The 12,884-nt window shown below is 52.7% G+C and carries 11 protein-coding genes; 6 read left to right on the top strand and 5 right to left on the bottom strand.

The features are described from left to right. Position 1: 1 nt before the first annotated feature. Positions 2-1,375: an MFS transporter gene (locus tag FCH32_RS03465; protein WP_117342934.1), complete on the top strand. Its 1,374-nt coding sequence runs from the start codon at positions 2-4 to the stop codon at positions 1,373-1,375. 49 nt (positions 1,376-1,424) lie between these two features. Here FCH32_RS03465 and htpX read toward each other — a convergent pair whose 3' ends face one another. From htpX to FCH32_RS03445, 4 genes are all read right to left on the bottom strand, one after another. Then, on the bottom strand, positions 1,425-2,306 hold the full coding sequence (gene htpX, locus FCH32_RS03460) for a protease HtpX (RefSeq protein ID WP_096756699.1): 882 nt from the start codon (positions 2,304-2,306) through the stop codon (positions 1,425-1,427). A 192-nt stretch (positions 2,307-2,498) separates the two neighbouring features. After that, positions 2,499-4,547: a carboxy terminal-processing peptidase gene (prc, locus tag FCH32_RS03455; protein ID WP_096756698.1), complete on the bottom strand. Its 2,049-nt coding sequence runs from the start codon at positions 4,545-4,547 to the stop codon at positions 2,499-2,501. Positions 4,548-4,566: 19 nt separating this feature from the next. Further along, positions 4,567-5,253 carry an RNA chaperone ProQ gene (gene proQ / locus FCH32_RS03450; protein WP_096756697.1) on the bottom strand — a complete coding sequence of 229 codons (687 nt, stop codon included), beginning with the start codon at positions 5,251-5,253 and terminating at the stop codon, positions 4,567-4,569. Positions 5,254-5,349: 96 nt separating this feature from the next. Further along, a complete protein-coding gene (locus FCH32_RS03445; RefSeq protein WP_096756696.1) occupies positions 5,350-5,847 on the bottom strand; it encodes a GAF domain-containing protein in 498 nt (165 codons plus the stop codon). Between the two features lie 128 nt (positions 5,848-5,975). On the opposite strand from FCH32_RS03445, the gene yebS reads away from it, so the two are divergent. From yebS to FCH32_RS03420, 5 genes are all read left to right on the top strand, one after another. Further along, the gene (gene yebS / locus FCH32_RS03440) at positions 5,976-7,259 is read left to right on the top strand and encodes a membrane integrity lipid transport subunit YebS (RefSeq protein ID WP_096756695.1); all 1,284 of its coding nucleotides are present in this window, start codon (positions 5,976-5,978) and stop codon (positions 7,257-7,259) included. Continuing rightward, positions 7,228-9,861 carry a PqiB family protein gene (locus tag FCH32_RS03435; protein WP_174360496.1) on the top strand — a complete coding sequence of 878 codons (2,634 nt, stop codon included), beginning with the start codon at positions 7,228-7,230 and terminating at the stop codon, positions 9,859-9,861. The genes yebS and FCH32_RS03435 overlap by 32 nt, the downstream gene beginning before the upstream one ends. A 78-nt stretch (positions 9,862-9,939) precedes the next feature. Then, positions 9,940-11,361: a 16S rRNA (cytosine(1407)-C(5))-methyltransferase RsmF gene (gene rsmF, locus FCH32_RS03430; protein WP_117342937.1), complete on the top strand. Its 1,422-nt coding sequence runs from the start codon at positions 9,940-9,942 to the stop codon at positions 11,359-11,361. Between the two features lie 100 nt (positions 11,362-11,461). After that, positions 11,462-11,698 carry a YebV family protein gene (locus tag FCH32_RS03425; RefSeq protein ID WP_161959030.1) on the top strand — a complete coding sequence of 79 codons (237 nt, stop codon included), beginning with the start codon at positions 11,462-11,464 and terminating at the stop codon, positions 11,696-11,698. A 102-nt stretch (positions 11,699-11,800) separates the two neighbouring features. Then, positions 11,801-11,992, top strand: coding sequence for a YdfD/YebW family protein (locus FCH32_RS03420; RefSeq protein WP_045444034.1), 192 nt, complete (start codon positions 11,801-11,803; stop codon positions 11,990-11,992). On the opposite strand, the gene pphA is transcribed toward FCH32_RS03420, so the two are convergent. Further along, complete coding sequence (gene pphA, locus FCH32_RS03415; protein WP_137362932.1) at positions 11,993-12,634, bottom strand: protein-serine/threonine phosphatase; 642 nt, start codon at positions 12,632-12,634, stop codon at positions 11,993-11,995. Positions 12,635-12,884: the final 250 nt, after the last annotated feature.

The following is a 12,884-nucleotide window of genomic DNA, read 5'->3' as shown; positions in this document are numbered from 1 at the left end:
TATGGATAAATTTCAGGCCGATGGCCTGCCGCTGCCCCAACGATATGGCGCAATATTAACCATTATTATGGGTATTTCGATGGCCGTACTGGATGGTGCAATTGCCAATGTTGCCCTGCCGACGATTGCCGCCGATCTTCAGGCCTCCCCCGCCAGTTCAATTTGGGTCGTTAATGCCTATCAAATTGCGATAGTGGTTTCACTACTCTCATTTTCTTTTTTGGGCGACATGTTTGGCTACCGACGTATTTATAAATGCGGACTGGTCGTTTTTCTGCTCGCATCTCTCTTCTGCGCATTATCAGATTCCCTGCAGATGCTCACGCTGGCGCGCGTGGCACAAGGGTTTGGCGGAGCCGCATTAATGAGCGTGAATACGGCGCTGATCCGGCTTATTTACCCTCAACGCCAACTGGGGCGCGGAATGGGTATTAATTCATTCATCGTGGCGGTCTCGTCTGCTGCAGGTCCGACTATTGCCGCGGCGATCCTCTCCATTGCCTCATGGAAATGGTTGTTTTTGATTAACGTACCGCTTGGGATTATTGCTCTACTGCTGGCTATGCGCTTTTTGCCCGCAAACGCTGCACGCAGCAATAAACCCCGTTTTGATTTACCCAGCGCAGTGATGAATGCGTTAACGTTCGGTTTGCTGATAACTGCACTCAGTGGGTTTGCCCAGGGACAGTCACTCACGCTAATCGGGGCTGAACTGGCGGGACTTCTCGTGGTGGGCTATTTCTTTGTCCGTCGACAGCTGTCACTACCTGTACCGCTGTTACCGGTTGATCTGCTGCGCATACCGCTTTTTTCGCTCTCCATCGGCACCTCGATCTGTTCATTCTGCGCGCAAATGTTGGCCATGGTCTCTCTCCCCTTCTTTTTACAAACCGTGTTGGGTCGTAGTGAAGTTGAAACAGGTCTGTTGTTGACCCCATGGCCGCTGGCCACCATGGTTATGGCACCGCTGGCGGGTTACCTGATTGAACGCGTCCACGCCGGGCTTTTAGGGGCATTAGGCATGGTGGTGATGGCATGCGGGTTATTTTCTCTGGTGTTGCTGCCCTCCGCCCCGTCGGACTTCAATATTATCTGGCCGATGATCCTGTGCGGTGCTGGCTTTGGTCTGTTCCAGTCACCAAACAACCATACCATCATCACTTCCGCGCCGCGTGAACGCAGCGGTGGCGCAAGCGGGATGCTGGGAACGGCGCGTTTACTGGGACAAAGCACCGGTGCCGCGTTAGTGGCGTTGATGTTGAATCAGTTTGGCGACAGCGGTACCCACATGTCTCTGCTGGCGGCTGGCATTCTGGCGACGCTTGCCGCTATTGTCAGCGGACTGCGGATCACCCAACCTCGGATTCAGGCGTAAAAAAAGCGCGTCTAACGACGCGCTTCTTCATTATTTAACCTGCTGCGGGTTATTTCAGGTATTCCCCACTGCGCAGCGCTTCAATACGCTTATCCAGCGGCGGGTGAGTCATAAACAGCTCACTCAGCGACTTAGATTTACCGTTGATGCAGAAGGCCATCATGCTGGTTGCTTCCTGCGGCTCATAGCTAGTTTTCAGCCGCTGCAACGCAGCAATCATTTTCTCACGACCCACCAGTTTGGCAGAGCCTGCATCCGCATGGAATTCACGATGACGTGAGAACCACATGGTAATAATGCTCGCCAGAATACCAAACACCAGCTCCAGCACCGTCGCTACCGCGAAATAGATTAGCGGGTTGCCGTTGCTACCCTCACCTTCTTCACGGTTTCCGCCCATAAAGCCGGCGGCGAGTTGCGCCAGAATACGTGAGATAAAGATAACAAAGGTGTTCACCACGCCCTGGATCAGCGTCATGGTAACCATATCGCCATTGGCAATGTGGCTAATTTCATGTGCGATAACGGCTTCGGCTTCATCGGGACTCATGTTTTGCAACAAGCCGGTGCTGACAGCCACCAGCGACGCATCCCGGCGAGCACCGGTCGCAAACGCGTTAATATCTGGCGCATGGTAAATAGCCACCTGTGGCATAGCGATCCCAGCCTGACGAGCCTGAGTTGCTACAGTATTCATCAGCCAGCGTTCTCTTTCATTACGGGGCTGTTCAATTACTTCCCCACCAACGGACTTTAACGCCATCCATTTGGACATCAGCAGCGAAATAAAGGAACCACCAAAACCAAACAGCAGAGCCATAATCAACAAGCCTTGAACGCTGCTTGACTGAATCCCTGTCAGGCTCAATACCAGCCCGAAAACGACCATCACAGCCAGGTTCGTCAGCAGGAAGAGCGCGATTCGCATCATAATTTTCTTTTAACCTCAATTTAACAAAACGCACTATGCGATTACCCATATCGTATGGGTCTTACGGCTATTTTCAAGCATGCATACGTGCTAAGTCAGTAGAAAGACACAACTTTACATTTTACCGTATCAGACTGACGACTTCATACGCTTGTTAAAAAAACAGGCACAATTTCTTGTGCCTGTTGGATATTACTGTTTGGTCGCAGACTGTTCCGCTGGCTTGTCTTTTTCAAGACGCGCCAGGTCGAGCGCGATTTTCACCGTCTCATCGAGATACGGATCCGGCTCCTGGTAATCCTTCGGCAGATCGTCCAGTTTCTTCAGCGGCGGTTTACCTTCACGCTTCAAGCGATCGTTGATACGCGCCAGACGCAGGGCATCATCTTCGTTATTCTCTTTCTCACGCTGAGCGTAATTCAGAGACGCGATGTTGCGCTTATCTTTCAGGGCATTGAAACGAGCAATATCCTTCATGATGTACTGGAACTCAGGATCTTTAACGATACGCGCATTATGTTCTTTCAGTAATTCAGGACCAAACGGCGTTAAATTATCTGACTTCGCATAGGTTGCAGCATCAACGCTATCCCACGGTAAGGCGTTATCTTCGAACTTCTCACCGGTTTCAGTTTCTTCATTGCCTGTCGGCATGATGATATCCGGCGTCACGCCCTTACGTTGCGTGCTGCCACCGTTAACACGGTAGAATTTCTGGATAGTGTACTGAACGGAACCCAGCGCTGGCCATTCCGGACGCAGCATCTGATCGTAGATACGGTTCAGAGAACGGTACTGCTGCACGGTGCCTTTACCAAAGGTCGGTTCCCCGACGATTAACGCACGGCCGTAATCCTGCATTGCCGCGGCAAAAATCTCAGAAGCAGAAGCACTGAAACGGTCAACCAGCACCACCAGCGGGCCTTTATAGTAAACAACGCCGTCGGTATCACTGTCTTCGCGCACTTTACCGTTATTGTCGCGAACCTGAACAACAGGGCCAGAAGGAATAAACAGACCGGAAAGCGATACGGCTTCGGTCAGTGCACCACCACCGTTAGTGCGCAAATCGATGATCACGCTGCTGACATTCTGTTTTTCCAGCTTCTGCAGCTGAACTTTAACGTCATCCGTCAAGCCAACGTAGAAACCGGGAATATCGAGCACACCGACTTTTTCTTTGCCAACGGTTTTGACCGACATTTTAACAGCACGGTCTTCCAGACGAATACGTTCACGCGTTAGCGTAACGGTACGTGTCTTGGTGCCTTTACCGGCAGGCAGGATTTCAAGGCGAACCTTGCTACCCTTTGGTCCTTTGATCAGCGCGACAACGTCATCGAGACGCCAGCCAATCACATCAACGACGCCTTTACCAGCCTGGCCGACGCCAACAATACGATCGCCTACGCTTATCGCCTTGCTTTTGGCTGCCGGACCACCCGCTACCATTGAATTAATAACGGTATAGTCATCATCCATTTGCAGAACCGCGCCAATACCTTCCAGAGACAGGCTCATTTCGGTATTGAACTGTTCGGTATTCCGCGGAGACAGGTAGTTGGTATGCGGATCGATTTCACGCGCAAACGCCGTCATCGCCAGTGAGAACACATCTTCACTGTTAGTCTGCGCCAGACGGCGAATAGCAAATTTGTAACGACGGGTCAGCGTTTCACGAATTTCAGCATCGGTTTTACCGGTCAGTTTCAGGCTAAGTTCATCGAATTTAACCTTACCGTCCCACAATGCGTTTAGCTCGGCTTCGCTTTTTGGCCATGGGGCCTTGCTGCGATCGAGGTTAAACGTGTCGTTACCGGTGAAATCCATTGGACGCGCCAGCACGCTTAACGCGTACTGGTAACGTTCAAACCGGCGCTTTTGCGCCAGATTGTAGAGATCGTAAAAGACATCCAGCTTGCCCGTGCGCAGTTCATCACCGATGACGGTTTTCTTTTTAGCAAACTGCTCTATATCGCTCGCTAACAGCACGTTATGGCTGTAGTCGAGCAGATTCAGATAGCGGTCAAAAATTTTTGCCGAAAACGCCTGATCCAGATCGAACTGGCGATAATGAGAACGCGTAAAACGCGATGTGACACGTTCGCTCACCGTCGCGTGCTGCGTTTCTTCCTTCAGTATGGGGAGTTGATCGGCACGCGTGATGTCTTCCACAGCGAGTGCCTGGCCTGCTAATGCAAGCAGACCAGCTAACGCAGTAAGCCTAAAAAAAGTGTTCATGCCAGGCCAGGCCTCCGTTTCAGAACACCAAGTGTTCTGCGCGTACAATCAAAGACATACCCGAATTCAGCTGTACACGGACGCCATCTTTGGTGATTTCTAATACGGTGGCATCCATCGCATTATTACCTGCTTTCACCTTTAAAGACTGCCCTACCTTCAGCACTGAAATATCAGACACTGGGGTATGCTGTTCTTCGCGAGGAGCACGCGGTGCTTGAGCGGCCGGTTTTTCAGCGCGAGGTTTACGCTCTGCACCTTCTTTACGACGCGGAGCAGGACGCGGCTTACGCTCGCGACGCGGTGCGCCGTCTTTTTCACCCGCAGCAGCTGCCGCTTCGCGTTTTTTCGCCTGTTGCTCGGCACGTTGCGCCTGAACGCGGGCTTTTGCTTCTTCAAGCTGTTTGCGCGCATGTTCGACGTGTTGCTCATCCAGCTCACCACATGGGTTGCCGTCGAGATCGACACGCGTTGCGCCCAGCTTAACGCCATACAGATAGCGCCAGCTTGAAGTGTAGAGACGTAAGGCAGAACGAAGCTGTGTCTTGCTGAGGTTCATTTCACCCTCAACACGCTCTACCAGATCCTGAAAAATGCCAATTTTCAGCGGGCGCGCTTCGCCTTCCGCACTAAAACATTGCGGGAAGCGTTCGGCCAGAAACGCGATAACTTCTTTACTGCTATTCAACTTAGGTTGATTTTCCATGAAATTTCCTGATTACAACGGACGTAGCCAACAAGCGCAGGCATGAACAGGCGTCATTATAATGACGTCATCAGTAATTGCTACGTTATCCGTTGATTATCCTGCGACGGTCGCAAAGAATTTTTTGTAATCCGTCATTGCAAGCACGGTTTCAAGCTGTGCCACAAGCGTACGCAGCCCCTGTTCATCCTCTTCAGTAAAGCGGCCAAACGCTGTGCTATCAATATCCAGCACGCCGATTATCTGATTTTCAACCATGATTGGCAGGACGATTTCAGCATTGCTGGCGGCATCGCAAGCAATGTGCCCGTCAAAGGCGTGAACGTCTTCAATGCGCTGAACCTGGTTCTGCGCCACCGCTGTACCACACACGCCACGCCCAACAGGGATACGCACACAGGCGATCTTTCCCTGGAAGGGACCGAGCACCAGCGTGTCGTTTTCGAGCAGATAAAAACCAGCCCAGTTCACTTCTGAAAGACGTTCGTACAACAAGGCGCTGGTATTTGCCAACGTTGCCAGAAAACTGGTTTCACCTGCCATCAATGCGCGAAAATCACGGTTCAGATCCGTGTATAGCTCTATTTTGTTCATTATGTAATCACTTAGTTGTCTTACTTAAAACTGCAGCCTACTAAAATAAACATTAAATGCGTTAATGCTCAAGATCATTCCCGTCATGGGTTAAGATAACATTACTCTAACACTTTGATCCGCGATACATGGCCCTAAATACTCCACGCATCAAGCCATCCAAAAAAATAGCGATCAGGTCCGTCGGTGAGGCGCTACCCCGTGCGCACTACCAGCGTTGCCCCGAATGCGACATGCTATTTAGCTTGCCGAAAATGCGTTCGCACCAAAGTGCATACTGTCCCCGCTGTCAGGCAAAAATTCGTGACGGACGCGACTGGTCATTAACACGGCTGGCGGCAATGGCCTTCACCATGCTGCTGCTGATGCCTTTTGCCTGGGGAGAGCCGCTGTTACACATCTTTTTATTAGGCATTCGTATTGACGCCAATGTGGTTCAGGGGATCTGGCAAATGACCCGCCAGGGTGATCCACTCACCGCCTCCTTCGTGCTCTTTTGCGTGATGGGCGCGCCGATAATACTTGTCTCGTCCATTGCTTATCTGTGGTTAGGCAACATTCTCGGTATGAACCTGCGCCCGGTCCTGCTGATGCTGGAAAGGCTCAAAGAGTGGGTCATGCTCGACATTTACCTGGTCGGTATCGGCGTCGCGTCGATCAAAGTGCAGGACTACGCTTTCCTACTGCCGGGCGTGGGGCTGTATGCTTTTCTTGCGCTGGTGATCCTCAGTATTCTGACGCTGTCGCACCTCAACGTGGAACAGTTGTGGGACCGTTTTTACCCGCAAAGACCCGCACGGCGCCCCGATGAACAGCTTCGCGTGTGCCTCGGCTGCCATTTTACAGGCTATCCGGACACCCGCAGTCGCTGCCCGCGTTGCCATATTCCGTTGCGCTGGCGCAGGAATCAAAGCATACAAAAGTGCTGGGCCGCGCTGCTGGCCTCGATTGTCCTGCTGCTGCCTGCTAATCTGCTGCCCATCTCGGTTATTTACGTTAACGGATCCCGGCAGGAAGACACGATCCTGTCCGGCATTATGTCGCTGGCAAGCAGCAATGTTGGTGTCGCGGCAATCGTCTTTATCGCCAGTATTTTGGTGCCTTTCACCAAAGTGATCGTGATGCTTACCCTATTGATTAGCATCCATTTTAAATGTGAACAGGGCTTACGCACGCGCATTCTGCTACTGCGCATAGTGACGTGGATTGGCCGCTGGTCAATGTTGGATCTGTTTGTTATTGCCTTAACCATGTCGCTGATTAATCGCGACCAGATACTGGCTTTTACTATGGGACCGGCTGCGTTTTATTTCGGCGCAGCGGTAATTTTGACTATTCTTGCTGTGGAATGGCTGGACAGCCGCTTACTTTGGGATGCACATGAGTCAGGAAACGCCCGCTTCGCAGACTGAAGCGCAGATTAAAACAAAACGCCGCATTTCTCCATTCTGGCTGCTACCGTTCATCGCCCTGATGATCGCCGGGTGGCTGATCTGGGGAAGCTATGAAGACCGCGGCAACACCGTTACCATCGACTTTATGTCTGCAGATGGTATTGTGCCGGGCCGGACGCCTGTTCGCTATCAGGGTGTCGAAGTTGGCACGGTGCAGGATATCAGTCTCAGCAAAAATCTGCGCAAGATTGAAGTTCGCGTCAGCATCAAGGCCAGCATGAAAGATGCCCTGCGTAAAGATACGCAGTTCTGGCTGGTGACGCCAAAAGCCTCGCTGGCAGGCGTTTCCGGCCTCGACGCACTGGTTGGCGGAAACTATATCGGAATGATGCCCGGAACCGGAGAGCCGAGAGATCATTTCGTCGCCCTGGATACGCAGCCCAAGTATCGCCTGAATAACGGCGATTTAATGTTGCATCTGCATGCACCTGACCTCGGCTCCCTGAACAGCGGCTCGCTGGTATATTTCCGCAAAATACCGGTAGGCAGGGTATATGACTACACCATTAACCCCAATAATCAGGGCGTAACCATCGATGTGCTCATTGAGCGCCGATTTACTAATCTGGTCAAAAAAGGCAGCCGTTTCTGGAACGTGTCTGGGGTCAATGCGGATATCAGCCTCAGTGGGGCGAAGGTTAAGCTGGAAAGTCTGGCCGCACTGGTGAATGGTGCCATCGCCTTTGACTCACCGGAAGATTCACAGCCCGCTGTTGCCGACGATACATTTGGTCTGTATCAAGATCTTGCCCACAGCCAGCGCGGCGTGATCGTCAAGCTGGAATTACCCAGCGGCGATGGGCTAAAAGCAGGGTCCACATCGCTGATGTACCAGGGCCTGGAGGTCGGCGAACTGACGAAACTGGAACTTATCCCAGGAGGCAAAGTCACCGGCGAAATGACGGTGGATCCGAGCGTCGTCTCGTTGCTGCGGGACAATACGCGCATTGAACTGCGCAGCCCCAAATTGTCGTTGAGCGATGCAAACCTCAGTTCGCTGTTAACCGGTAAAACCTTCGAACTGGTCCCCGGCGAGGGCGAACCTCGCAGTCAGTTTGTAGTAGTTCCCGGCGAAAAATCCTTATTGCATGATCCAGGTGTGATGACGCTCACCCTGACTGCACCGGAAAGCTACGGCATTGAGGCGGGTCAACCGCTGATCCTGCATGGTGTCCAGGTTGGACAAGTGATTGAACGTACGCTGTCCAGCAAAGGCGTTTCCTTTACTGTTGCCATCGAACCCCAGCATCGCGACCTGGTACAAGGTGACAGTAAATTTGTGGTCAACAGTCGGGTTGACGTCAAAGTAGGCATTGACGGCGTGGAGTTCTTAGGAGCCAGTGCCAGCGAATGGATTAGCGGCGGTATTCGTATTTTACCCGGCACCAAAGGTGAAATGAAACCCAACTATCCGCTTTATGCCAACCTGGAGAAAGCGATTGAAAACAGCCTGAGCGATCTGCCGACCACCACGCTCAGCCTGCGCGCCGAAACGTTGCCTGACGTTCAGGCCGGTTCAGTGGTGCTGTACCGTAAATTCGAAGTGGGTGAAGTGATTAGCGTGCGCCCTCGCGCCGATGCGTTTGATATCGACCTGCACATCAAACCGGAATACCGCAACCTGTTAACCAACAACAGCGTGTTCTGGGCAGAAGGCGGCGCAAAAGTTCAACTTAACGGTAGCGGACTGACCGTACAGGCTTCTCCGTTGTCTCGCGCGCTAAAAGGGGCAATTAGCTTCGACAACCTGAGCGGTGCCAGCGCCAGCCAACGCAAAGGTGACAAGCGGATTCTGTACGCTTCTGAAACCGCCGCACGTGCGGTAGGCGGCCAAATTACCCTGCACGCCTTTGACGCCGGTAAGCTCGCCGCGGGCATGCCAATTCGCTATCTTGGCATCGATATTGGTCAGATCCAAACCCTGGAACTCATCACCGCACGCAATGAAGTGCAGGCGAAAGCGGTACTGTACCCGGAATATGTCCAGACCTTTGCGCGCAGCGGGACACGCTTCTCGGTAATTACCCCGCAAATCTCTGCGGCAGGTGTGGAGCACCTCGATACCATCTTGCAGCCTTATATTAACGTGGAGCCGGGTCGCGGGAATCCACGCCGTGATTTTGAGCTACAGGAAGCCACTATTACCGACTCGCGTTATCTTGATGGCCTGAGCATCGTGGTCGAAGCGCCGGAAGCCGGGTCGCTGAATATCGGCACTCCGGTTCTGTTCAGAGGTATCGAGGTGGGTACCGTCACCGGGCTGACGCTGGGTTCGCTTTCTGACCGCGTGATGATTGCCATGCGCATCAGCCAGCGCTATCAGCATCTGGTGCGTAATAACTCCGTGTTCTGGCTGGCGTCCGGCTACAACCTCGACTTCGGCCTGACCGGCGGCGTGGTGAAAACCGGGACCTTTAATCAGTTCATTCGCGGCGGTATTGCCTTCGCCACTCCACCGGGTACGCCACTGGCACCAAAAGCACAGGCTGGAAAACACTTCCTGTTGCTGGAAAGCGAACCCAAAGAGTGGCGTGAATGGGGAACCGCCCTGCCGCGTTAATGACCCTCCTGCTCCGGCGTACTCGCGCCGGAGCAAATATGCTACACTGCGCGCCTGTTTTTTTTCCGGTGGTACCAAGTGGCTTATTTTCCTGACGCCTTTCTGACTCAAATGCGGGAAGCAATGCCTTCCACGCTCTCTTTCGATGATTTTCTCGCCGCCTGCCAGCGTCCGTTACGACGCAGCATTCGTGTCAATACGCTGAAAATCTCCGTTGCTGATTTCCTCGCCTTAACGGCACCTTACGGCTGGTCGCTCACGCCGATCCCCTGGTGTGAAGAAGGGTTCTGGATCGAGCGTGACGAAGAGCAGTCAGTCCCACTGGGCAGCACCGCCGAGCATTTAAGTGGGCTGTTTTATATTCAGGAAGCCAGTTCAATGCTGCCGGTTGCCGCGCTGTTTGCCGAAGGGAATACTCCGGATCGGGTGATGGACGTAGCCGCCGCGCCGGGTTCAAAAACCACGCAAATCGCCGCAAAAATGAAGAATAAGGGCGCGATCCTGGCCAATGAGTTTTCCGCCAGTCGCGTTAAAGTGCTGCATGCCAATATCAGCCGCTGTGGGATCGCTAACGTTGCCCTCACCCACTTTGACGGACGCGTATTTGGCGCAGCGTTGCCAGAATCTTTCGATGCCATCCTATTGGACGCACCGTGCTCCGGTGAAGGCGTGGTGCGTAAAGATCCCGATGCGCTGAAAAACTGGTCCGTCGCCAGTAATCTTGAGATTGCCGCCACCCAGCGCGAACTGCTCGACAGCGCATTTCATGCTTTACGCCCTGGCGGCACGCTGGTGTATTCCACCTGTACGCTGAACCGTGATGAAAATGAACTCGTCATGCAGTGGCTGCTAGAAACCTATCCGGACGCCGTGGAGTTTCTCCCATTAGGTGATTTATTCCCGGATGCTGAACGCGCGCTGACGCCAGAAGGTTTTCTGCATGTCTTCCCGCAAATTTACGACTGCGAAGGATTCTTTGTTGCCCGTTTGCGAAAAACAGCCGCTATCCCTCCTCTGCCTGCCCCTAAATATAAGGTCGGCAATTTCCCGTTCAGCCCATTGAAAGGTCGTGAAACCGCACAAATCACTGCGGCGGCAAACGCCAGCGGATTACAATGGGAAGACAATCTGCGCCTCTGGCAGCGTGATAAAGAAGTCTGGTTATTCCCTGTTGAGATTGAGTCACTGATTGGTAAAGTGCGTTTTTCCCGCCTCGGGATTAAGCTGGCTGAAACCCACAATAAAGGGTACCGCTGGCAACATGAGGCCGTCATCGCTCTCGCCAACCCACATCACCGCAACGCGTTCGAACTGAACCTTGAAGAAGCAGAAGAGTGGTATCGCGGCAGAGATGTCTACCCGCAGACCGCGCCTGCCAGCGACGACGTGCTGGTCACCTTCCAGCACCAGCCGATTGGGCTGGCAAAACGGATTGGTTCACGGTTGAAGAACAGCTATCCACGCGATCTTGTCCGGGATGGCAAACTCTTTACAGGATAACGCACGTTTTTACTGGCGCTTTTGCTCACGTTGACTACGCTGAAAAATGGACGGCCTAACTGGTCGTACCACAACCAGCAAATTGACGGAGAGCACGATGATGAAAACCAGTGTGCGCATTGGCGCTTTTGAAATCGACGACGCCGAGTTACACGGCGAATCGCCGGGAGACCGAACGTTAACCATTCCGTGTAAATCCGATCCGGATTTATGTATGCAACTGGACGCCTGGGATGCCGATACCAGCGTCCCGGCTCTCCTTAATGGCGAACATTCCGTTCTATTCCGCGAGCACTACGATCGTAAGTCAGATGCCTGGATCATGCGTTTTGCCTGATTCAAAAAGAACCCGTCGCCAGACGGGTTATTTATGTCTTCATTTCCCCCACGCAGTAACCTCTTCTACACTATCGGTACGGCAGTATAATTTGGGGATGGAATGTTCACGCTGGTTCTTTTTGTTTGCTACCTGGATGGCGGTTGTGAAGACATCGTGGTCGATGTCTACAATACGGAACAGCAGTGCCTTATTTCGATGGACGATCAGCGGATTCGCAATGGCGGATGCCTGCCAGCAGATGGCTACATCGACAGCTTCTGGCGACCTGCGCAGGAATATAGCGATTTTTGATTATTGTAATTGCACCATCGTTAGCTCGCCGCCGAATACCGCACCGGTATCGATATAGTGCAGGTTATCAACGTCCAGACGATGGCGCAGCGGCGTATGACCAAACCAGAAATGGTCCGCGCCACCAATTCCGCCACTTTTGTTCATCAACCGCGAGCGATCCCACAATACCCGCTGTAAATCGACATGCTTTTGCCATTGATATTGATCATCCGGGTAATCGGCATGGGCAATAACATGCACACCATTCTGACAGCGCAGTTCCACAATCCAGGGTAATTGCTGACACGCCTCAAGCGCATGCCTCGCCGCCGGTTGCACGGCATGGGTAAACCACTCTCCCCCGTTCATTTGCCACAGCAACTGTTCTCCCGTTGTCAGCGCATCCAGCGCCATCTGCTCATGATTCCCCCTGACCGCTACCATCCAGTTTTTACGCAATAACACCAGACAGCGCAAACTGTCTGGTCCACGGTCAATCACATCACCGACTGAAACCAGCAGATCCTGCCACGGATCAAAACGGCACTGGCGCAATTTAGCCATCAACATGGAAAAACAGCCGTGGAGATCCCCCACCACCCAGACGTGGCGCCAACGCGTACCTTCTATTCTCTGGTAGACAGCATCAGGGTGTTCCATTCGACCTCCCGGATAGAGCGATCGCCCTTATAATAATTTAACAATAGCAGCAAAAAAGCCTGGACGATTGAGGGGCGGAGTATGGTATGGTTTGGGAAGAATACAGCATGCGACACGCAGTGTTTTGCCCTGGACGGCATCGTATTCGACAGATAAAAAGAGACCGAATACGATTCCTGTATTCGGTCCAGGGAAATGGCTCTTGGGAGAGAGCCGTGCGCTAAAAGTTGGCATTAATGCAGGCTAAGTT

Source organism: Citrobacter gillenii (assembly GCF_013337685.1).
GTDB lineage: Bacteria > Pseudomonadota > Gammaproteobacteria > Enterobacterales > Enterobacteriaceae > Citrobacter > Citrobacter gillenii.
This window is presented reverse-complemented; position numbering and strand designations above follow the sequence as displayed.